We start from the raw sequence: 23,325 nt of genomic DNA on the forward strand, positions 1-23,325 counted from the left end.
TATTCTGCGCGTTCTTCTCTCATCCAGACTTTACTGTCGGTTTTGGAATTTCACCAAATCAGCCGCCAAAGCGGGTCGCGGACTATACCGCCGGTAGGGAATTTCGATTTCCAAGGATTTCGATCACCCTGCCCCGAAGAAATTTTCTTTTCATGGTGGATTATACAATAGAAATAAGATAATTTCAATAGGAAATCTATTTGTACATCTATTTCATATTTTCTATTATATATCTATTATCATTTGTCTTTATTTGTCTCCACAACATGTACATCCATCTGTGGATACGGAATGGAAATTCCGTTGGCATCAAAAGATTCTTTGATTTTCTCATTGAGGCGCCATTTGATCTTCCAATATTTATCGGTGGGCACCCAGACGCGAAGGCCCATGACTACGGCGCTGTCAGCAAGTTCGTCTACAAAGACCAGCATGTCTTTGTCCGATTTGGTTCCGGGATCTTCCTGTAAAATGTGCTGCAAAAGCTTTTTTGCTTTCTTAATATCGGAATCATAGGAAATTTCCACTTTGATTTCCAGGTTACGCAAATTCTGCGCAGTTACATTGATAATGGTGCTGTTGGATAATTTTCCATTTGGAATGATTACGTGCTTATTGTCAATGGTGATCAGGGTCGTATAGAACATCTCAACCTTATATACGGTTCCCTCCGTTCCACCAGCCTGATCCTGTATAATATAATCTCCTACCTGAAAGGGCTTAAACAAAAGCAGCATAACACCGCCAGACAGATTCTCCAGACCGCCCTGCAAAGCAAGACCAATGGTAACGCCGGCAGTTCCCAGAAGAGCTGCTACGGAAGATTCCTTCACACCGAAATTAGTAGCTATATTAAAAATCAGAATCAGATACAGCAAAAATTTTCCAAAAGAACAGATGAACTGGGCAACCCCCATGTCTATACCGGCCTTTTCCATGGAACTCTTCGCAACCTTCAGAAGCCACTTGATCAGCTTTGTTCCCACATAAAACGCTACAATAGAAAGAACCACTTTCATTCCGAAGCTGATCAAATCCGGAATATGACCGTTAAAGTAAGCCTTGATCTGATCCCAGTTGGAGTTTACTTTATCCACTGTTTCCTGGACAGTCTCCTGAACTGCATTCTCTATAACCTGTCCTTCCAAATTCCCATCTCCTTTTTTCAGTCCTTTCCCACAAACAACTCTGTCCCTTATTATCCAAAAACTATTTCGTCCACTCCGCTCAAAATCGCAAAAGCGGCAGGAACTAATACCCATTTAAAACAGGGCAATCTGCCCTGTTTTCCACCGGAAATTCATTTTGGGAACAAATTATCCACCGCCTACTGCAAAACTCTCCACAGTATCAACTGCGCTGCCAGAATTAACGGCACACCCAGGCGAAATTTCCACTTTCTGGTTTTATGATGAAAAAACTGCATTCCAAGAAGAGCCCCAGCGGAACCGCCAATGACAGCCACCGCAAGAAGCTGAGCCTCTGGGATGCGCCACTGTTTTCTGATGGCTTTCCGCTTGTCCATGCCGTACATCCCGAAGGCTGCGATATTAACTAAAACCAGATACACAACAAAAATATTTTCTAACATTTTAATCCAACTCTCTAATTTCCCTGCCAAGCACGCTATAAAGCGTGTTTGAAAAAGGCTTTCTGCAAGGCAATGTCAAAAGAAGAGAAATAATGTTTTCCCTCTTCTCTTTATTTATTCAACCCTTTCATAGAAAGGCTGATCCGGTTCTTCTTCTCATCCACACCGAGAACACGAACCTCCACAACATCTCCGACGCTTACAGCTTCCAACGGATGTTTGATAAATTTTTCACTCATCTGGGAAATATGAACAAGTCCGTCCTGATGAACTCCGATATCAACGAAAGCTCCGAAATCGATTACGTTGCGGACAGTTCCTTTCAGGATCATACCCTCTTTCAGATCCTTAATATCCAGTACGTCTGTGCGGAGAATCGGCTTCGGCATCTCATCACGCGGATCTCGTGCCGGTTTCTCCAGCTCTTTTACAATATCCCTAAGAGTAATCTCTCCAATTTCCAGTTCATCTGCAGTCTTCTTGTAATCCCTGATCTGTCTGGAAAGTCCGGCAAGCTTGCCTCCTGCAATATCTTCAGCGGAATATCCCAGTTTCTCAAGAAGCCTGGAAGCCGCCTCATAGCTCTCCGGGTGAACGCTTGTCGCGTCAAGAGGATTGGAGCCGCCTGTAATACGCATGAAACCAGCACACTGCTCGAATGCTTTCGGACCAAGCTTCGCAACCTTCAGAAGATCTTTTCGGCTTGTGAAACGGCCATTCTCCTCACGGTAAACTACAATGTTCTTCGCAATAGCCTTGGAAACACCGGAAATATACTCAAGAAGGGAAGCCGAAGCAGTATTTAAATCCACACCTACTTTATTTACAGAATCCTCAACCACACCTGTCAGAGCCTCGCCAAGCTTCTTCTGGTTCATATCATGCTGATACTGCCCTACACCAATGGATTTCGGATCGATCTTAACCAGCTCAGCCAACGGATCCTGCACACGTCTTGCAATGGATGTGGCACTTCTCTGTCCTACATCAAAATTGGGAAATTCATCTGTAGCAAGCTTGCTTGCAGAGTAAACAGAAGCACCCGCCTCATTTGTAATTACATACTGAACCTTCGCTTCCGGAATCTCCTTCAGCATATCAACAATAACCTGCTCAGACTCTCTGGAAGCAGTACCATTTCCAACAGAAATCAGGGAAATGCCATACTTCTTGATCATAGCTTCTACTGTATCCTTCGCAGCGCGAATCTTCTTCTCGTTAGTAGGAGCAGTTGGATAAACAACTGTGGTATCCAGAACTTTTCCAGTAGGATCTACAACAGCCAGCTTACAGCCTGTACGGAAGGCCGGATCCCATCCAAGGACAGTCTGTCCGGCGATTGGAGGCTGCATGAGAAGCTGCTCCAGGTTCTTGCCAAAGACTTTGATAGCACCGTCTTCTGCCTTCTCTGTCAGGTCACTTCTGATCTCACGCTCGATTGCCGGCGCAATAAGACGCTTGTAGCTGTCCTCTGTTACCTCTTTCAGGATTGGTGTGGTAAACGGGTTTTCACGGGTGATCACCTGCTTCTCCAGGTAGCGGAGAATATCTTCCTCCGGTGCTGCTATCTTAATAGTAAGGAATTTCTCTTTCTCACCGCGGTTCAACGCCAGCACACGATGTCCAGCCAGCTTCTTCACCGGCTCTTCAAATTCGTAATACATTTCGTAAACAGACTGTGTCTCCGGATCCTTTGCCACAGAACTGATGGTTCCTTTCTTTGCAGTAAGGTCACGGATGTGGATTCGGTAATCTGCCTCGTCGGAAATATGCTCTGCAATAATATCCTTCGCACCAGCAATGGCGTCTGCCACAGAAGCAACCTCTTTTTCCTCTGACACAAAGGCTTCTGCCTCTTCCTCAATAGACTTGTTTGTCATCTGGAGCATAATGATATTTGCCAGGGGCTCCAGGCCTTTTTCCTTGGCAATGGTTGCCCTGGTACGTCTCTTCGGACGGTACGGGCGGTAAAGGTCCTCTACGACTACCAGCGTCTGTGCTGCCAGGATCTGTGCCTTCAGTTCTTCTGTCAGCTTGCCCTGGTCCTCAATGCTGGAAAGGACCTGATTCTTCTTGTCTTCCAGATTTCGGAGATAAGTCAGTCTCTCGTTCAGGTTACGAAGCTGCTCGTCATTTAAGGTTCCGGTAGCTTCTTTTCTATATCGTGAAATAAAAGGGATAGTGTTTCCCTCGTCGATCAATTTAACAGCAGCTTCTACCTGCCATTTCTGCACCCCCAGTTCCTGGGTGATTGCCTGTAAAATATCCATTTTTTCAATCTCCTCTTGTTGCTTGTATTTCTAAATAGTCCTATCTTCCGGCAGTCTGTAGTCCAGTTCTCCATCCAGATCCCGGTAAAATGCCACCATGGACATTTCCATATAAGGCATGATCCAGAAAAGTGCAATATAGAACGTGAACACAGATAATAACAAAAGCGGGATAAAGCTAAGATTCAGCTTCACATATCTCCAGATATTTCCCTTCATCAGCCTTGCGCTCTCTTTCAGTGCCTGGATTCCTCCAAGCTCTGTGTCATCCGCCATAAGAAAATAGGTCATGGCAAATGGAAGGGAAATAAGAAAATTCAAAAGCGTACTTACAGCCAGCAGTCCCAGAGTCATGGAAAGCCACTGGATCTGGGAATCCACAGTCAGTCCCGGATCTGTGGTAAAGCTCACATAATAGTAAGGGATTGCTGTGATCAGCTGGATCATCGCAAGCACAAAGCCTGCAACGATCACCCTGTCTGGCTGGTTTTTGAAAAAGTAGCCAAGATCTCCCAGAGAAAACTCCTTTTCCCGGGAAATATTCAAAAGCATATACCCCAGACCAGCAGAAATGATTCCCACGATCAGTGACACCACCAGCATAAATATTTCGCTGAGAACCAGATCCAGCGCGGATGTGCCAGAAAACAAATTGGTAGAAAGGATTGTTCCTAAGGTATTCAGACCATACACTGCCAGAAGCCCAAGGATCACAGTTCCAACATGTCCCTGCAATGACTTTTTGGCCTGCAGTTTGATTTCCTTCGTACTTCTTTTTTTCATAATCATCATTCTCCTTTGCAGTGAAACAGCAGGCCGGGATTCTGATACATCCCGGCCAGATATATTGCAGCACCATTTCGCTGTTTTCACTTTTGCTCCATTAAACCATGCCAGCTGTTCCTAATATAGCATTTTCCCATCTGACATCTGTAATTTTTTTATAACTACGCCGTCCTCTTACTTCCCCAGAAAAACACCGCTACCGTACCAGGACCTGTATGACTCCCGATGGTGGTTCCGATGTTGTTGATCTCAACCTTCCCATTTAATTTCGGGAAACGCTCTTCCACCAGCCTTGCCACTTCCCTGGCATCCTCTATACATGCGGACTGGGAAATATAACATTTCCCACTATAGTCAAGTCCGCCCTCGGCGTACTCTTCCATTTTGTCTACAATAGCCCGGATCACCTTTTTCTTGGTACGGATCTTAAATCTTGGGATCAGTTTTCCCTGATCATCCATATTCAGAAGCGGACAAATATTCAGCATAGTGCCGAAAAAGCCGCTGGCCTTGGAAATACGGCCTCCTCTGATATAGAACGTAAGGTCTGTGGAAAAGAACCAGTGATGCAGGTTCAGCTTGTGTTCTTCTGCCCAGGCATGAACTTCCCCGATGGATTTACCCTCATCCCGGAGGTCAGCAAGTTTATCCATAAAAAGACCATATCCTGAAGACGCGCCCAGAGAATCCACAACCAGAATCTTACGATCCGGGTATTTTTCCTCCAGCTCCGCTTTTGCAACGTTGGCTGAATTTATAACACCGGAAATCCCGGAAGAAAGGCAGACGTGAAGCACATCCTTGCCCTGTTTCAGAAATCCTTCAAAATACTCTTCAAACTCATCTGCGTTTACCTGGGAAGTCTTGGTAGATGCCCCATCCTGCATGGCTTTATAAAACACATCAAAAGGCATGGACTGTCCCAGATCATCTGCATATTCTTTTCCATTTAATTCATAATGAAAGCAGATATAGGAAATATTTCTTTTCTCAAAATGTTCTTTCGTAAGGTCCGCTGTGGAACAACAGCTGATCACATAGTTGCTCATATTTCCCTCCTGTTACTAATTTTGTAAAACCTCCAGATCGGGTTCTCCCTTATTCTGGAAGAATTTCATTTCTGTACGCAACACTTGCCACTGTATCCGGATCCTCATCCTTGTTAAACCAGAACTGTGCCCGGTTGTCAATCTTGGTATCTGCAGTCTTATAAATATTCAGGTAATCTCCGTCCTCATCACACGAATAGCCTTTTTCCTCTGCAGCTGCGATCAGGTCCGCCTTCTTCGCACCCAGGGTAAATCCACCGGAAAGAGTAAGGGTAAGAGCATCACTGTCGTAATTGCCTACCTCAAGCTCCCGTACAAAACAGTTCTCGATGGCAGTTGCATCCTGGGTAAAATTGTAAACACTGAAATGCACACTCTGGTTATTCTTCATCATGTCTACAAATTCCAGATCCCGGCCAGCCACATAAGCGCCATCTTCCACATTCTGAAGCTCCCAGCCATTCTCAAGGAATGCAGACACCGGAGCCGGAAGGGAATAAAGATCTCCGCAGAATTCCAACTGTGGAGCCAGCAGATCATCTCCCAGCTCAGTAGGAGCGGTATAGGAAGATACGATTTCCGGAACTTCCTCGCTTACACTTCCCTTGTCATATCCTTCTGGCTCTACGAAGTTACGCATATCTACCTGCTTCAGAGTATTGTCATCCTTATATACATAGAAATGAACTTCCTCGTAATAATCTTTCGAGTAGGAATACTTGGTATACAGGTCTCCCTCGTAAGTATCGCTTGGATCACCATAAGCAGCTTTGATATCATCAAAATTGGATTTTCCCATTACGATTCCGCCAGGCAGTTCTACAGGAGTAGCCGCCACATCAAAATCATAGCTTGCATCAATATCAATTCCCGCCACCAAACACTGGTTTAATGGCAACTGGTTGATTCCAAGATTGATCACATCTACGGAAACGCGGTCGTCCCCTTTGTAAAAACTGATGGAACCATAGGAATTGGTTCCAACGCCCATCTCCGGGTCCTCGTTCTTGCCAAGTGTCCAGTCTGCTGCAAAATCCTGGTAATACATAGGGAACTGGTAAACCTTATCCCCGATCTTCACCTGAAAATCGTACAGGCTGTCGGACAGCTCTGTAACCGTTTCTGCACCAGCCTCAGGCTCATCAGCAGCCTCTCCTGCTGCCTCTGTAGTTTCGGCTTCCTGTGCCTCTGCATAAGCCGCGGACGGAACCGCACACAGGCACATTGCTGTAAAAAGCACTCCCAATACTTTTCTTTTCATACAGAAATTCCTCCTTAGAATTTATATTCGATCAGTCGGCAAGGCCGAAAGCATCGTGTACTGCATTCATAGCCCGGATTCCGTCTTTTTCATTGATGAGGACGGTAATACGGATTTCAGATGTGGAGATCATATTAATGTTTACCCCTTCATTGTAAAGGCTCTCAAACATCTTGGCAGCCACGCCAGGATTGCTGAGCATACCGGAGCCAACAATGGAAAGCTTGGCGATATTGCGCTCAGAGTGAAGCTCCTTGAAGCCAAGGCGCTCCTGGCTCTCCTCCAGAGTGGCAACTGCATCATCCAGATCATCCTTATTTACTGTAAAAGAAATGTCCTTTGTTCCTGCACGTCCGATAGACTGCAGGATAACATCTACGTTAATATTTTTCTTTGCAAGGGTATCAAATACCTTAAATGCAACACCAGGCACATCGCGAAGCCCCAGTACTGCGATTCTCACAGCGTCTGTATCCAGCGCAACACCGCTGATCAGCATTCTTTCCACGCTAACTACCTCCTTCACTACCGTTCCTTCACTGTTATTCAGGCTAGAGCGGACCACAAGGGGCACTCCGTATTTCTTCGCCATTTCCACAGAACGGTTGTGAAGTACACCTGCTCCTGATGTTGCCAGATCCAGCATCTCATCGTATGTGATTTCTTTCAGCTTTCTTGCATTTGGAACCTTACGTGGGTCGGCTGTGTAAACGCCGTCCACATCTGTATAAATCTCGCAGGCATCTGCATGAAGCGCTGCTGCCAGTGCCACGGCAGTGGTATCAGAACCGCCTCGTCCCAGAGTGGTGTAATCATCGTATTTATCTACGCCCTGGAATCCGGTAACAATTACGATCCTGTGGGCATCCAGCTCCCGGCGAATACGCTCTGTATCGATTCTTTTTAATCTTGCATTCTGATGGCTGCTTGTGGTATGCATGGTCACCTGAAAGGCATTCAGGGAAACCGCCGGAACGCCCAGCTTGTGCATTACCATTGCCATCAGGGATACGGACATCTGCTCACCGATGGTAAGGAGCATATCCATCTCACGCTTCGGAGGCTTGTCGTCCATATCATGAGCCATACGGATCAGCTCATCTGTATATTTTCCCATGGCGGACAAAACCACCACCACGTCATTTCCTTTTTTATATTCTTCGATACAACGGTTGGCAACATTATACATTCTCTGTTTGTCCCCAACGGAAGTACCGCCGAATTTCTTAACTATCAGCATAGTTTTTCCTTTCACGCTGTCAGTTTTATTTTTATCTGCTCATACAGACAGTTTCGCGCAGCTGCCCATTACTTGAATAACTGCGGATTCATGTTATCAGTCTTTCACGCGGATCATGCCCAGAACATTCTCTCCAAGCGCTTTCACACGCTCTTTGTACTCGCCCTGTGTCATAAGTCTGGTAATAAAACCAAATTCTTCCGGAAGGGAATCCGGCTCGATCACAGCCTCAACCTTACCAAAAGCCTTATCCACTTCATCCAGGGAAGTATCCTTCACACGGACAAAGAAACGGCCTTCTACAGAATCCGGCTCCATCAGGGTCATCTCTTCATTGCTCCAGTTATTCGGAATCGTATCATGAAGATGCTTTGCAGCCTCCACAACGTCTGCTACAACTGCACTTGCAGTAGGAAGCTTGCCGGCTCCGCTTCCATAGAACATGGCATCGCCAAGCATGTTTCCATGTACAAAAATACTGTTGAACACTCCCTTTACGCCATAAAGAGGATTCTCCTGTCCTACAAGGAAAGGTGCTACAAGTGCGTAGAAGGAATCGTCTCCCAATTTCTTGCTTGTGCCAAGAAGCTTGATGCTTCTGCCCATTTCTCTTGCGTATTCCATATCCTCTGGTGTGATCTTTGTAATTCCTTCTGTATAAACATTTTCAAAATTCAGGAATTTTCCATATGCCAGAGAGGAAAGAATGGCAATCTTACGGCATGCGTCCTGTCCTTCCACGTCAGCGGTAGGATCAGCCTCTGCGTAGCCTTTTTCCTGAGCCTCTTTCAGAACAGTATTGAAATCAGCGCCTTCTGTGATCATCTTATCCAGCATATAGTTGGTAGTTCCGTTCAGAATTCCGCTGACCTCATCAATCTCATCTGCGGTAAGAGAACCGTTGATGGCACGAATAATCGGGATTCCACCGCCGCAGCTTGCCTCGAAAAGGAAGTTGATCTTTTTTTCTTTTGCAATTTCCATAAGCTCAGGACCGTATTTGGCAACCAGAGCTTTATTTGAGGTACACACACTCTTGCCGGCTTCAAGTGCTCTTTTTGTAAAAGTATAGGCAGCACCGGTTCCTCCCATTACTTCTACTACAATTTTAACTTCCGGATCGTTTACGATCTGCTCAAAGTCATGAACAAGAATCTCTTCTACCGGATCTCCAGGGAACTCACGAAGATCCAGTACATATTTGATCTTAATCTCTTCCCCGGCTCTTTTGTTAATCAATTCATGATTGGTGCGGATGACTTCTACTACACCGCTTCCAACTGTGCCATATCCTAACACTGCAATATTTATCATCTGTCCGTTACTCCCTGCCTAAAATTTTTAAATAATGGATTCCTTCCATCTGTTCAATGTCATCCACCATTGCCTCAGCATCCCCTTCTCCCTGAAGGATCTGCACACTTAAGGTAAGAGTGGCAATACCACTGATGGGAATACTCTGATGTATGGTCAGAATATTGCCATGGTTTTCTGCAATAGCCCGAAGAACATTGGATAAAATTCCCGGCTCATCATCCATCTGTATAATAAATGTGATGGTCTTTCCCTTGGCTTCCTCGTGGAAGGGAAAAATATCATCTTTATATTTATAGAAAGAGCTTCGGCTGATTCCCACAGCGTCTGCAGCTTCCTGAACCGTAGCTGCCCGCTTTGATTCCAGAAGCTTCTTCGCTGCAACTACATTCAGAAGCACCTCTGGCACAGCCCGCTCTTTTACTACAAAATATTTATTCTTATCTGTTGTCTTTGGCATCCTGCATTTCCTTCCACTTTCACTGCGCCCTGCAAATCTCTGCCATTACAGCCGCTGTATCCAGACATAATCCGGAAACTGGCCTTACCCTGTTACCGTTCACTCCGTGAACAGCAGCATGCTTTTACTGCTGTTCTGCAGGTCTCTTCGCAAGTGCGATCCATTTCAGATATGCATTAATAAAGATATCAATGGCACCATCCATAACTGCATCTACATTTCCGGTTTCTTCATTGGTACGGTGATCTTTGACCATGGTATATGGCTGCATAACGTAGGAACGGATCTGGTTGCCCCAGCCGATATCCGTTACTTCACCTCGGATTCCGGAAAGCTTGGCTTCTGCTTCCTGCTGTTTCAGAAGATATAATTTCGCTTTCAGCATCTGCATAGCCTTATCTTTATTCATATGCTGGGAACGCTCATTCTGACACTGTACCACGATTCCTGTTGGGAAATGAGTGATACGGATAGCGGATGAGGTCTTGTTGATATGCTGTCCGCCGGCACCACTGCTTCGGTAGGTATCAATACGGATATCCTCATCATTGACCTCTACGTCCAGATCTTTCTCAATATCCGGCATTACATCGCAGGATACGAAAGAAGTCTGACGCTTTCCAGCCGCATTGAACGGGGAAATACGTACCAGACGGTGAACACCTTTCTCAGACTTCAAAAGTCCGTATGCGTTCTCTCCGTTTACCTGGAACGTAACAGATTTTATACCAGCTTCATCACCGTCCAGATAGTCCAGAACTTCGATTGAAAAGCCCTTGCGCTCAGCCCAGCGTGTATACATACGATACAGCATACTGCACCAGTCGCAGGCTTCTGTTCCACCAGCTCCTGCATTCAGTTTGATAATGGCATTCTCGCCGTCATACTCTCCTGAAAGAAGTGTCTTCACACGGATACTGTCAAACTGTGCCTGGAACTCATCCAGCATTTCCTGGATTTCTTCGATCATGGACGGATCATTTTCCTCATAGCTCATCTCGATCAGGGTCTCCATATCTTCTTTCTGGGTTACCAGATTCTGATAGGTTTCCATGTCGTCCTTCATGCTCTTTAATTCTTTCATTTTCTTCTGGGATATTTCTGCATTGTCCCAGAAATCAGGCGCTTCCATTTCACGCTCTAATTCTTCAACCCGCTTTTCTTTGTTAGCCAGGTCAAAGTGAATCCCTCACTTCCACTAATGGTTCTGTGTATGTTGCAAGAATGCTCTTGAACTGGTCTAATTCAACCATAGCTTCACCTTCTTTCTAATATTTCTGTGTAACTGTCCAGTGTTTTCTGAATCGTTACATTTCTTCAACAATGCCGCCGGCCTGGAACGTGTTTGAAAAATCATTCCCGCGATCCGCACGGCACACAGACTTTCAAACTATACAATAGCATATTCCGTGGAAAATTACAATAAAAAGCGGTGTGGAAAGGAACAGCCACCCGTTACCGTTTCCTCTGTGAATAACAGTCATTCTCTCTGTTGCGATTTTTTCTCAAAAATGGATTTTAGAATAGGTTGAAAAATCTCTGTATTTCTTATATCATAAACTAATGGTTCGTTTGTGGAACATGGTTCTATGATATGATGATTTTGGTTAAAGCTATTAATGAAGAGGTATCATTTTTGAAGAAGAAAGAAGCGGTATTTATTGGTGCACTATTGGTTATTTCAGTGGTGCTTTGTATTTTTGTTTATGCGGTTCCACATGGAACTCATGGGTCGATCCAGATTACGGTGGATGGGGAACTTTATGGGACTTATTCACTGGCGGAGGATCAGGTGATCCAGATTGGGGATACCAATGTGTGTGAAATTAAGGACGGCGAGGTAAAGATGACAGAGGCGGACTGCCCGGATCATCTTTGCATGAAGCAGCCGGCAGTGGGCAGTGCAGGCGGATATATTGTGTGCCTGCCAAACAGAGTAGTCATTCAGGGAGAGGGCGATTCAGATTCACAGGATTCCGAAAGTGGATTTGACGCAGTGGTGTAAGTGATGAATCAGAAAAAGACAGCGTATCTTGGGCTGTTTGCAGCCATTGCCATTATTTTCGGGTATGTGGAATCGTTGATTCCGTTTTTTGCGGGAATTCCGGGAATGAAACTAGGGCTTGCAAATCTGGCGGTGCTTTTTGTGCTGGAGAGGTATACGTGGAAAGAAGCGGCGCTGGTTTCCATTGTGAGAATTTTTATTATCGGTTTTATGTTTGGAAGCGGCTCCAGTATTATGTATAGCCTGGCGGGGGCGACCCTTAGTTTGATTGTGATGGTTTTTGTGAAAAATAAGATTGGATTCGGGCAGCTGGGTGTAAGTGTGGCTGGTGGCGTTTCCCATAACATCGGTCAGCTGCTGGTGGCGATTCCGGCAACGCATACGGTGGGACTATTGTATTATTATGCTCCGGCGCTGATGGTGTCGGGAGTGATTACAGGACTGCTGATTGGAGTGCTGACGAAGGAAGTTCTTAAGAGAATTCCGTGAGATGTTACCACCGTACGCATCTGGGCTGAATATATTCAGCCCAAATGCTGTTAGTTGAAAAAGAGCTCCTGGCGATAGTTTTTGACTATTCTCTGGAGCTCTTTTCGTTATTCCGTAAGCTATCATTTTCTACGAATCTATCATGGACAACTTATGCTTCGTTTACTGTGTATCCGTCTTTCATTAATTCGAATTTATCCATCAATCCACTTGTCACATATACATTCTTATCTTCGTCTACAAATACAGCTTCTGCGCCATATTTCTCCAGAAGGGGTTTCGCGGCGTCCATACCAAGGACGAAACAGGCGGTAGAGAGACCATCGGCCAGATAGCCCTGGTCGCAGACGATGGTGACGGAGGTGAGACCGTTCTGGACGGGGTAACCGGTCTTTGGATCCAGGATGTGGTGGTAGCGAATTCCATCTTCTATGAAGTATTTTTCGTAGTCGCCGGAGGTGGAAAGGAACTGGTTGGCGTCCAGGGTGATGGCTCCAAGATAGTCGCCTTCCGTGTCACGGGGATCGGTAAGGGCTACTTTCCAGGAGGAGCCGTCGGGCTTTTCGCCGTAGGTCATGACACTGCTGCCGCCAAGGTTCAGGATCATACCGAAGACATCTGGCTGGGTTTGCAGGTAATCCATGATCAAATCACAGCCCATGCCTTTTCCAACGGCACCAAGATCCAGGGTACAGCCATCAAGAAGGGTTACATTGTTTCCGTCCACCTGAATTTTCTCGTAGCCCACTTCGGGAAGAAGGGTGTCGATTTCGGACTGATCTGGGACATGAGGGTTCTCGCCGGCAATGTCCCACAGGCGGATAATTTTTCCAAGGGTGGGGTCAAAAGCACCGTTGGAATCCTGGGAAAGCTGGCGGATTTTCTCAAGGTCGGCGGCAAGATCATCAGAAACTTCCATGGTCTTGCCATCAGCATTGTTCAGCTGGGAAATCTGGGAGTTTTCCTCTGTCCAGGAAAGGAGGGTGGTTTCCATTTCGCGGAGCTTTTCACCAATCTGGGTATTGATGTCCGCGCCTGAGGTGTAAAGGGTTTCGGAAACTACCGTGTCCATTGCGAAATCTGCGTTGGTGTATTTTTCTACGTCAGCAGCATAAACAACTGTAGTGGTTTTTCCCAGTACTGTTGCAGAAATGACAGTGAGAAACAGGCTGCTGCAGAGAATTCCTGCCGCACTTCTCTTTCTCAAATTCCTTCTCCCATTAAACATATCCAAGCAGGTAAGTGATTGACCTCTGGACTGCTTTTTATAATGTACCTTAATTAAATCGACTTCATTCTGAAATCTTACTTTACTTCTTTTTTTACTCATATCCTGTTCTTTCTGATTTTATTTTCTCTTATTTTCCAATAGCGTTCGCCCATCTTTTCCCAGCTCGTGTTTAAAAAAGGCTCTCATCTTTCGCCTTCGGAATCCCGATCCGGATGTTCCTCTTCGGGCAGATTCCCTGGCAGGCGTGGCAGCAGATACATTCTCCTGAGAGAGGGGTATCACCGTCAATGTCCAGATGAGCAGGACAGCGCTTTTTGCAGGCTCCGCATTTCGCTGGACAGGTGCCGCTGTCACGGTTGAACAGCGCAGAGGGCGCTATAGGCATTATAGCAAAAATTGCGCCCATTGGGCAGAGGAACTGGCAGAAAAATCTTTCCTGAGTGCACATTCCGATCATGAGCAGAATCAGCAGCACAATCCCCACCTTGTAGGCAGCACCGGGAAGTCTGCCAGCGGTGAGCATGGAAAACACATCCCAGGGGCTCATGCCCTGAAGCTTGCTGTACCAGCCGGTAAGGATAGATACAAGAAGCACCAGAAGCCAGATATATTTCACCTTCTGCAAAATGCGGATGGCTTTTTCTGAGTATCCGTGACGGCCTTTTTTATGAAAAACCTTCTGGCGGATAAACACAGTCAGCTCGTACAATGCATCCCCAAGGGAACCAAATGCGCAGGCATATCCGCAGAAATGCCGTCCGAACAGGCAGGTTACCACCAGCAGCACGGCAATCACATCCAGAAAGGAATTCCAGCTGATTGCCTGATGTGCTGCGATTGCCTGAAAAACGGACTTCACGCCTGCAAATGCTGTGGAAAAAAGTGCCGGAGCAAAAATGAAAAACAGAAGCTGGATGCCGGCACGGATCAGCCGGATTTTTCTCTGTCTCTTTTTCATTGATTTTCCGCCTTTCCAAGTGCATCATTTACAGCGTTGATAATTCCAGTGGAACTGAAGGTTGCTCCGGAAATGGTGTCAACATCTGTACTCTGGGCAGCCAGAATGGTACTGACCACGCCCTGTCCCTGGGAAAGGTATGCAGAGTCTTCGCCTGGTGCACTTACCACCTGAATGTCTGTAATCGTGTCATTTTCAAGTGTAACCTGAACCTGGATATTGCCGCCAAAGCCCTGGCCGTCTCCTGTGTAGGTTCCGTTTTTGTAGACAAGATCTTCACTTTCTTCCTCAGAAGAAGCGTCCTCAGCCTCTGTCTCATCTGTATTTTTGTCATCTTTTTTCGCGTCCTCGGAAGCATCCCCGGAAGCCGCTTCTTCCGTCTGGGCTTTCTGATTCTTCGCTTCCTCTTCTGCCTTTTTCTTCGCCTCTTCCTGCGCTTTTGCAGCCTCTTCAAGGGCACTTAATATCTCATCCTGCTGTTTTTCCAAGGCCTCCACTCTGGTTGTCAGACTGGCGATCTGCTGGTCTTTTTCGGTATCACTATCTTTTTTCTGCATGGAGTTGTAGCCAAGAACGACACCAACGATCAGAAGCAGACATAAAACTCTCATAATAAAACTCTGGTATTTCATGGGTTATGCTCCTTTTGCCTGATTTAATGCATTTCTAAATGCCTGAATAAATCCCTGGGAGGAATATGTGCATCCAGATACTGTATCTACACTGTCTGCGGACTGCTTTCCCATAACCTGTCCAAGAATTCCCTCCCAGGCTGTATCTGCATATTCTTCATCATCATAGGAAAAATAAGTTGCTCCCACAATCTGTCCTCCGGATATTGTTACGGTAACCTGTACACTGTCTGGTCCGTCATTGCCTTCTCCAATGCCAGTGTAGGTTCCATCTGTATATGCACCAGCAGGCACAGGCGTGGGTTCTGGCGTAGCTGTCGGTTCCGGCGTCACAGAATTCTCCGGTGTATCCGTCGGTTCCGGTGCAGAAGTTGGCGCTGGCGTTTCAGTAGGCTCTGGTACAGCTGTAGGCTCCGGTGCAGTCGTTGGTTCCGGAACAGAAGTCGGCTTTGGCGTATTTGTGGGTTCTGGCTTCTCGGTGGAATCCGGCGCCTCAGTGGGCTCTGGCGTTACTGAAGGCTGTACCTCTGTATTTTTTGCCTGCTCCAATGCTATTTTGGACGCATCCAGAATTCCCATAGAAGAAAATGTTGCACCACTTACAGTGTCAATTCCTTCTGTACTCTGCTTTTCCAGTATTTTAGGCTGTATGGATCTCCATGCCTTATTGAAAAAGCTTCGGGTATCTGAGTTTGTATTGGTTACTTCCGTAATTTTTCCATCTTTAATCGTCAGTGTTATGTTAACCTGTCCGGAATATCCCATTGCAGACCCTGTATAGGTGCCATCTTTCAAAAGATTTACAACCGGCTGCTCATCTGACGGATTATCCGGAGTCTTGGTAGGCTGTGGAATCTCCGTTGGAATTGGTGTTACAGTTTCATCAGGTACAGTAGTCGGGGTTGGAGTTATATCTTCTTCCTTTGAGTCTGTAGTTCCTGATTGATCAGCCTTTGAAAGAGCCTGGGATAAAGCTCCGAGAATTCCATTTGAAGAAAATGTTGCCCCACTTACAGTATCAATTTCAGAAGTACTCTGTCTGGAAATCACATTGGACTTGATTGTTTTCCATGCTTTATTAAAAAATTCAGGTGTATCTGTATTTGTGTTGCTTATTTTTTTGATTTTTCCATTTTTTATTGTAACCTTTACCGTTACGGTTCCATCAAAGCCTTCTGCCTGTCCCTCATATACGCCATCTTTATAGCTGACAGAAGTATCTTTCTTCGGTTTCTTTGCAGGTTTTGGCGTTGGCGTTGGAGTTGGTGTGGCAGAATCACTGTTTCCTGCCTGTGAAAGGGCATTCTGTACTGCCTGGATAATTCCGTTTGAGGAGTAAGTTGCACCGCTGACTGCATCCACATTCGGGGACTGGCTTGATAAAACCTTACTTACAACGCCCTGAGCGGAGGCAAAATAAGAGCCTGTTTCTCCTGAGGCACTCAATATATCAACAGCTGTGATTTTCCCATCTGATACAGTTACCTGTACGGTAATCGTTCCTCCAAAGCCAGTACCGCTGCCCTGGTAAGTTCCATCTTTATAGCCGCCTTCCGGAACTTCTGTAGTTGGTGTAGTGGTGGAGCCCTGACCTACCCCTGAAGATGCAGCCGTTTTTACTGGAAGGGTCTTTGAGCTTCCTTTTTTTATACCACTTTTTTTCTTTGAAATTTTGGAGGTTTTTTTCTTTGAAGATGATGATGTATTTTTGCCTGCTTTCAGCAGACTCTCCTCTTTTGCCTCGTCATCTGCTGCCTCATAGGAATAGGCTGTTTTCAGAAGCGATTCCAGATCCTGGGATTTTACAACCTCTCTGGTTTCAGCAGTCACTTCTTTTCCACTGCTGCCAGCCTGAGCACCTGCTGCAGCCACAGCCGCAATAACCACTGCTGCTGGAGCAAGTTTCACCAGATTCTTTTTTTCAAAAGGATTCTTATCACTGTCTCGTTTTTTCATGCTGTCTCCTGTTAAAATATGTAGCAAAATAAGTTTCTTTTTACAAGCAAAAGCAGGGGCTGTTAAAAACGGCCCCCGTTCCTTTGCCTTGTTTTTGCACAAGTATTATTTGTTATCGTAAAAGCTTTGTAATCATTATTTTACTTTTACTTTGAATTTCTTAGATACTCCATTACTTGTAACAGTGATGGTTGCAGTACCTTTCTTCTTACCTTTTACAACACCTTTTGCAGTAACAGTCGCTACTTTCTTGTTGCTAGACTTATATGTTACTTTTCCGGATGGTGTTGCGGTTGCTTTGATTTTTACTGTTTTGCCTTTCTTGATTGTTGCAGAAGATTTTGCAAGCTTCAGAGAAGGTTTCTTAACCTGGATTACTACCTTCTTAGTGTAATTTCCAACCTTTACAGTAATGGTTGTCTTTCCCGCTTTTTTCGCTTTTACAACGCCTTTGGAGGAAACAGTCGCCACTTTCTTGTTGCTGGATGTAAATTTAACTTTTCCAGTTACATCATTTTTTACAACCGTAATGGTTGTAGAGGTTTTTCCTTTGGTGTAAATTGTGGAAGCTTTTGCAGTTGCTGTAATTCCTTTGGCCGGTGCTGCAGTCGGTGCCGGAGTTGCAGTTGGCTGTGTAGGTGCTACAGTTGGCTGTGCCGGGGTCGGTGTTGCGGTCGGCTTTGCCGGGACTGGTGTTGCAGTCGGCTGTGCCGGCGTTGCAGTTGGAGCTGGAGCTTTTACAAGCATGTTAAGAGCTTCTCTTAAATGTCCGATCTGCTCTTCTACGCCATAAGTTGTCTGATTCTTAATATTTGCAAGCATTTCCTCACACTCTTCAAGCTCGTTTGCTATGCTGTCTTTTGCAGCAGCCCAGCTCTCCGGAGTATAATCAGCCTCGTTCAGGGCTTTTGCTTCTGCGATAATGTTTTCCAGTGGTGTGGAATCTGCATCACCTGCAGGTTTTGCAATATTCTCAGCTGTTGCCTGGAATTTTACAACGTAATCCTGGTATCCAAGGGCATGAACAGTAAGGATCCAGTAACCAGTTCCGTCAGTTCCTTCCGGAAGCTTGCATCTTCCTGATTCTGTAAGACCAAGCTGGATACCCATCATTTTATGCATCCAGTTATCAGCTGCAAATTTTGTTCCATAGTTTGCAAGTCTGTTTGTATAAGTGGAATCATTTCCATAATATGCCCACTCAACAGACTGCATATGTGCACCAAGATCGCCATAGTTTCCAGTCAGGTCAACTCTCAGGAACTCACCATAGGAACCATTTCCAGGTTTTACAGTTGCTGTAATTCCGTCTGCCACTTTCAGCTCTGCATCTTTGATACCAGACTCAGTTCCGTTCTGTCTTGCTCCGATTACAAAGCTTCCGTCTTCAGCTTTTGTAACTTTTTTCAAACCATTTGTATTTGCAGTTACATTTGCAACAGCTTCATAGGATTTCAGTTCTTTCTCGCCATAACCGCCGATCAGCTGTCCGCCATTTTTTACAATTGCATGACTTTCTGCAAAAGCAGCAAGGTCAGCTCTCTTAATCTCAACCGGTACATATTTCAGGCCAGTTACGGTATATCCGGTTACATTGTTCCGGTTAAATACTTCTGATGTTCCATCGGCATAATAAACTGTTTTTCCGTCTGCGCTCCAGTGAGAAACTGTTTTTCCATTAAGAACCGCGATTGCCTGGAAGCTTCCTCTGTGAAGCCCATGGTTTGCAGTTGCTCTTGACACAGCATCAAATGCTCCAAGGTCTGACTCACCTCTTCTGTCTTTTTCTTCAGAAGAAGCTGTGGAGCCTGCATTGTATACATCCTCGGAAGACCAGTATTCAGCCCAGGTAAGACCTGCGTATACATATACGTTTTCGTTGTAAACAAATGAGAAATCTGCATATCCAGATGCACTTACGGTAACGGTATCTCCATCTTTTACTTCTGTTTTAGAGTAATCAAGAGATCCGTCTCCCTGAACTACTTTCACAGAACCTTTTTTGCTTGCAGCATACTCTTTTTCACCAATTTTTACTTTTGAAACAGCCTTTGTATATGCAGCAAACTGCTCTGCTGTAATGTCTGCTGCAGCAACCAGTTTTCCCTCATACTCATCGTATGCAGCTGGCATAACATCTGTTGTTGCTGTGAAAGTAGTGCTGATGGAAGCATATTTTCCATTGGCATCCGAAATTGTTAAAGTATGTGTTCCAGGTGTAAGATTTGTAACCTTTACTCCTGTCTCTGTTGTCGCTGCTTCCACATCATCAACTGCATATTTCTTTGAATAATCAGATGGAAGTGCTTCAGATAATTCAACTTTAACCTCTGCATCTGTTACCTTGATGTTGTCAACGGTTGCACTGACACCTGTTTTTACCGGAACATAAGTATCTGGAATATCAAAATTAATTTCCCCCTTATCCGTATAGTACGTTACGCTGGAAATAGTTTTTCCCATCATGGATTTGTAGTGGTCAGAGCTTATTGGGCAACCGTGAGATTCTGTTGTAAAGCCGGTGCTCCATGCAAGTTCTTTTCCTTTCCAGATATTCTCAAGATGACGGAGTGCATAAGTGGTTCCGTCTGTTGTATTGATGATTACACCATAAATCTTATCACCATTAGATGCATTTACTACTGCCTTTACTGCTGTCTCATCCAGCTCAAGCTGATAATCTCCATATTTGGAATTAAGCTTTAATTCAGCATTCACACTAACATTCTGTTCGGACATTCCCTGAACAGCGCCAAAAGAAATATTTTCGTTCTCATCTACGCTCATTTCCTTGTAATATGCAGGAGTTTCTGCCGGAACATAATAAGTATAGCTTGGCTGTTCAATAAGAGCCGCTGCACCCGTATATGTATTAGTACTTACCTGGCCTTTCATGTTCGTAGTAATCTCTATAGTAGTGCTGTCTGTAATCTGTTTAAAATTTTTCAAATCAGAAGCTTTATTCACTTTTACCGGAAAAGTAACACCTGCAAGTTCATTTCCTTCCGCGCTTGTATGATAAGCAGCATTTCCATTCATCACGCCGCTCATCTTTGTTTTTGCTTTCGTCGCGGATGTAAATGCATCTACTTTTACATCATTGTTTTTCAACTCAGATCTGTAAAAAGCTTCATAGGGAATGTTCATCAGTACGATCTGACCATCCTCCACTGTTTTCAAAGCTCCCGCTTCATTGTTGGTTTCGCCCTCAGTGTCTGCTAAAAAAGCATCTTCTGTGTCTCCGGTTTCGCCATCCTCGAATCCAGACTCCTCTTCTGCAGCTTCTCCAGATTCAAAACCATCCTCTGTGTCTGTAGCAAAATCTGCTGAACCGTCAGCCTCTGATGATTCGTCATAGTCGTCTGAAATCTCATCAGAACCATATGTAGTCTCCTCAGATACCTCAACAGCTGCTTCTCCAGAAGTAAAGTCCTCTGCCATAACTCCAACCGGTGAACTGGTCATCGCTACAGCTGCACTCATAATGATCGGAGCAATTTTTCTTAATAACTTTTTGTCAGCCATCCTCTTCCTCCTTGTTTAACTGCTATTAGTATTTTCTAACCTTTGTTTATTTTACAGAATTGTGTTAGAAATGTCTATCTTTTTTTAGTTTAGACATTGCACTTTTTTTATCAACAAGAGTAGGCTTCCGTATACCGACAAGCTGATTCTGTCTCCATATTTTAATTACTTTCCTCTCTTCAGATATAATGACATCGCTTACAGACAGCACACTCATTTGCAGCAAAAAAATCCAGGCACGGAAGTCTTCTTACTTCTATACCTGGATTCTCGTACATCGAAAATTAAGTAACTGCCATATTGACTTGTCTGATTTTTCATCTGCTGCACCGCCTTCCTACGCGATGCACAAAAATTATACTGTGTATCATTTCCCTTTGGCAGCCTTTAAATTTCATTTTTATTTATCTTTTCTGCCATATCTGCATTTTGCGCCCTCTGGCGGTCACAAATACGTTTTAGAACAGCCGTTTTGCTACACAGACACGGCCGTTTGGATGCGCCATACACCATATTTTCTTTCTATGAGAAAAAGCTTTCAGCCACGCTCATCTCCGCAATATATCCAACAGTTCCTGTCATAAAAATAGTTCCGTCTTCTTTAATGTCGATCTGGATCATACCACCTGGCTGGTTTACATTGATTCTGTTTTCCATCAGACCTTTCCGGTAGGCTGCAATGGCTGCCGCACAGCTTCCTGTACCGGAAGCTTTTGTGTAACCGGAGCCACGCTCCCAGATCTCGATATCCAGATTTCCTTTGTCAATCTTGCGGCAGATCTGCAGGTTCACTCTTTCCGGGAACTCATCTGCATTTTCCACATATGGTCCCAGTTCCCTTACTTTTTCCGGTGATACCTGATCCATGAAAATAATGCAGTGTGGATTTCCTACTGTGAGACAAGTTGCTTTGTATTCTTTCTTGTTAAATGTAAATGGCTCATCGATCACCTCACGCACCTCGCCAGTTACCGGAATCTCTCTGGAAAGGAAAGAGGCTTTGCCCATGTTTACGCGGAACTCTGTCGCTCTGGCATTCAGACACTCTACTTCGATTGTTCCGGATAAGGTCTCAATGGCAAATTTTTTCTCTGTAACATACTCATTGTCCATAAGATATTTTGCAAAAATACAGACACCGTTTCCACTGATTGCAGCTTCACTTCCATCGGAATTAAAAATATGCATTCCCATTTTTCCGTTAATGTCAACTGGTCCGTAAAGCACACCATCCGCTCCAAGTCCGAACCCCCGCTGGCAAAGAAGCGCAACTTTTTTGCCTTGCAGCTGAAGCTGGTTTTTCTTCGCATCCAGTACCAGATAATCATTTCCAAAGCCCTGATATTTTGTCATGATAATGCTGTCTCTCATTGTTTTCAATTCCTTTCTGACGAAGCGCCCGTGATCTTTTTTCTCAAATCACATCTTATATATCCAGTATAGCGTTTATTTTTCCCATGTACATAGAATAACTTGCGAAATATATTGCAAAAAATGCGGTATTTCATTTATAATAAAGTCATATTTCAAGCGCAGAATTGAATTATGACGCTACGCAAACGTAGCTGCAAGCAAAGTTTGCGGTTCCATACACACTATAGTTAAAACAGGGGCCATAACATATGAATTCTTTCAATGAACCTACTGAAAAAACCGGCTATCTGGAGCAGGATTTCCGGCTTTTTCACATCAAGGACCAGACCAAGCGAGAATTTTCTTACCATTATCATGATTTTCACAAGGTGATCATCTTTCTTTCCGGAAAGGCAGCCTACCACATTGAGGGAAAGTCCTACTACCTGAAGCCCTGGGACATTCTCCTCGTGAACCGTCACGCCATCCACAAACCTGAAATTGATTTTTCGGTTCCATACGAACGTTTTGTACTATGGATCCGCAACGACATCAAATCCACAGAACTGCTCCGCTGTTTTCAGAAGGCGATTGACCGGAGTTACAATCTAATCCGTCTGGACTCTGACACTCAGGAAAAATTAAAGCAGCTTCTCTACGAACTGGAAGCTGCCCTGAAAGACAAAAAATTTGGAAGCGAGCTTCTTGGCTCAGCTCTTTTTACCCAGTTCATGGTTTATGTAAACCGCATTTTTCTGGAAAAGCAGTACATCTACGACGCTCGCTCCTACAGCAGTAATTCCCAGATAGAAGAGCTTCTCCGTTATATTAACCACAACCTTACGGAAGATCTTTCCATTGAAACCCTTGCGCGGAAATACTACCTGAGCAAATATCACATGATGCGGAAATTCAAGGAGGAAACCGGTTACACCATCCACAACTACATCATTAGCAAGCGCCTTCTTCTCGCCCGCACAAAAATTTCCGAAGGCACCCCCATCCTGAAGGCCGCCCAGTTAAGCGGCTTCTCCGACTATACCACCTTCTCCCGGGCCTATAAAAAACAATTTGGTATTGCGCCGAGCCAGACAATATAATTGCTATTTAATGGATTAAAAGGTCTTCAATGCGGACGCATTTGGACAATGTGTATTACTCACTCGCCGGCGCAACGCTCCAGCGAACTAATCGCTAACTGCGAC

At 44.9% G+C, this 23,325-nt stretch carries 19 protein-coding genes and 1 riboswitch; of the genes, 3 read left to right on the forward strand and 16 right to left on the reverse strand.

Annotated features, from left to right (window positions below; translation table 11 throughout):
• Positions 1-7: 7 nt before the first annotated feature.
• A riboswitch (FMN riboswitch) is annotated at positions 8-145 on the reverse strand.
• A 94-nt stretch (positions 146-239) separates the two neighbouring features.
• From I4V84_RS14700 to prfB, 10 genes are all read right to left on the reverse strand, one after another.
• On the reverse strand, positions 240-1,148 hold the full coding sequence (locus I4V84_RS14700) for a mechanosensitive ion channel domain-containing protein (protein ID WP_227227632.1): 909 nt from the start codon (positions 1,146-1,148) through the stop codon (positions 240-242).
• A 179-nt stretch (positions 1,149-1,327) separates the two neighbouring features.
• A complete protein-coding gene (locus tag I4V84_RS14705) occupies positions 1,328-1,591 on the reverse strand; it encodes a DUF1294 domain-containing protein (protein WP_195992723.1) in 264 nt (87 codons plus the stop codon).
• Positions 1,592-1,701: 110 nt separating this feature from the next.
• Positions 1,702-3,861: a Tex family protein gene (locus tag I4V84_RS14710; protein WP_118580379.1), complete on the reverse strand. Its 2,160-nt coding sequence runs from the start codon at positions 3,859-3,861 to the stop codon at positions 1,702-1,704.
• 30 nt (positions 3,862-3,891) lie between these two features.
• Positions 3,892-4,644 (reverse strand): DUF975 family protein, encoded by a 753-nt coding sequence (locus I4V84_RS14715; protein WP_195992725.1) that lies wholly within the window; start codon positions 4,642-4,644, stop codon positions 3,892-3,894.
• 164 nt (positions 4,645-4,808) lie between these two features.
• Positions 4,809-5,696 carry a DegV family protein gene (locus I4V84_RS14720; RefSeq protein ID WP_118580373.1) on the reverse strand — a complete coding sequence of 296 codons (888 nt, stop codon included), beginning with the start codon at positions 5,694-5,696 and terminating at the stop codon, positions 4,809-4,811.
• Positions 5,697-5,745: 49 nt separating this feature from the next.
• Positions 5,746-6,957 (reverse strand): hypothetical protein, encoded by a 1,212-nt coding sequence (locus I4V84_RS14725; protein WP_118580370.1) that lies wholly within the window; start codon positions 6,955-6,957, stop codon positions 5,746-5,748.
• A 31-nt stretch (positions 6,958-6,988) separates the two neighbouring features.
• A complete protein-coding gene (locus I4V84_RS14730; RefSeq protein WP_195992727.1) occupies positions 6,989-8,197 on the reverse strand; it encodes an aspartate kinase in 1,209 nt (402 codons plus the stop codon).
• Positions 8,198-8,293: 96 nt separating this feature from the next.
• Entirely contained in the window at positions 8,294-9,511 is a 1,218-nt protein-coding gene (locus tag I4V84_RS14735) for a homoserine dehydrogenase (protein ID WP_195992729.1), read from the reverse strand.
• Positions 9,512-9,518: 7 nt separating this feature from the next.
• Positions 9,519-9,971: an ACT domain-containing protein gene (locus tag I4V84_RS14740; protein ID WP_118580364.1), complete on the reverse strand. Its 453-nt coding sequence runs from the start codon at positions 9,969-9,971 to the stop codon at positions 9,519-9,521.
• Between the two features lie 124 nt (positions 9,972-10,095).
• A protein-coding gene (gene prfB, locus I4V84_RS14745) for a peptide chain release factor 2 (protein WP_173773538.1) occupies positions 10,096-11,224 on the reverse strand; the annotation gives its coding sequence in 2 pieces (ribosomal slippage) (positions 10,096-11,148 and positions 11,150-11,224; 1,128 coding nt in all).
• Positions 11,225-11,607: 383 nt separating this feature from the next.
• On the opposite strand from prfB, the gene I4V84_RS14750 reads away from it, so the two are divergent.
• Positions 11,608-11,976 (forward strand): NusG domain II-containing protein, encoded by a 369-nt coding sequence (locus I4V84_RS14750; RefSeq protein ID WP_226815079.1) that lies wholly within the window; start codon positions 11,608-11,610, stop codon positions 11,974-11,976.
• A 3-nt stretch (positions 11,977-11,979) separates the two neighbouring features.
• Positions 11,980-12,465 (forward strand): Gx transporter family protein, encoded by a 486-nt coding sequence (locus I4V84_RS14755; protein ID WP_148461028.1) that lies wholly within the window; start codon positions 11,980-11,982, stop codon positions 12,463-12,465.
• Between the two features lie 151 nt (positions 12,466-12,616).
• Here the strand turns inward: I4V84_RS14755 and I4V84_RS14760 are convergent, their stop codons facing one another.
• The 6 genes from I4V84_RS14760 to dapF all read right to left on the reverse strand — a co-directional run bounded on the left by I4V84_RS14760 (position 12,617) and on the right by dapF (position 22,138).
• Complete coding sequence (locus I4V84_RS14760; protein ID WP_243284124.1) at positions 12,617-13,672, reverse strand: FAD:protein FMN transferase; 1,056 nt, start codon at positions 13,670-13,672, stop codon at positions 12,617-12,619.
• 193 nt (positions 13,673-13,865) lie between these two features.
• A complete protein-coding gene (locus tag I4V84_RS14765) occupies positions 13,866-14,654 on the reverse strand; it encodes a 4Fe-4S binding protein (RefSeq protein ID WP_195992731.1) in 789 nt (262 codons plus the stop codon).
• Positions 14,651-15,286, reverse strand: a complete 636-nt coding sequence (locus tag I4V84_RS14770) for an FMN-binding protein (protein WP_195992733.1) — start codon at positions 15,284-15,286, stop codon at positions 14,651-14,653. Before I4V84_RS14770 ends, I4V84_RS14765 begins: the two co-directional genes overlap by 4 nt.
• Positions 15,287-15,289: 3 nt before the next feature.
• Positions 15,290-17,242: an FMN-binding protein gene (locus I4V84_RS14775; protein ID WP_195992735.1), complete on the reverse strand. Its 1,953-nt coding sequence runs from the start codon at positions 17,240-17,242 to the stop codon at positions 15,290-15,292.
• A 135-nt stretch (positions 17,243-17,377) separates the two neighbouring features.
• Positions 17,378-20,767, reverse strand: a complete 3,390-nt coding sequence (locus I4V84_RS14780) for a penicillin-binding Tp47 domain C-containing protein (RefSeq protein ID WP_195992737.1) — start codon at positions 20,765-20,767, stop codon at positions 17,378-17,380.
• Positions 20,768-21,289: 522 nt separating this feature from the next.
• Positions 21,290-22,138: a diaminopimelate epimerase gene (gene dapF, locus I4V84_RS14785; RefSeq protein WP_195992739.1), complete on the reverse strand. Its 849-nt coding sequence runs from the start codon at positions 22,136-22,138 to the stop codon at positions 21,290-21,292.
• A gap of 251 nt (positions 22,139-22,389) precedes the next feature.
• On the opposite strand from dapF, the gene I4V84_RS14790 reads away from it, so the two are divergent.
• The gene (locus I4V84_RS14790; protein ID WP_195992741.1) at positions 22,390-23,220 is read left to right on the forward strand and encodes an AraC family transcriptional regulator; all 831 of its coding nucleotides are present in this window, start codon (positions 22,390-22,392) and stop codon (positions 23,218-23,220) included.
• Positions 23,221-23,325 lie beyond the last annotated feature (105 nt).

The sequence above is a fragment of the Ruminococcus sp. 1001713B170207_170306_F1 genome (assembly GCF_015668065.1).
Taxonomy (GTDB): Bacteria; Bacillota; Clostridia; order Lachnospirales; family Lachnospiraceae; genus Blautia_A; species Blautia_A faecis.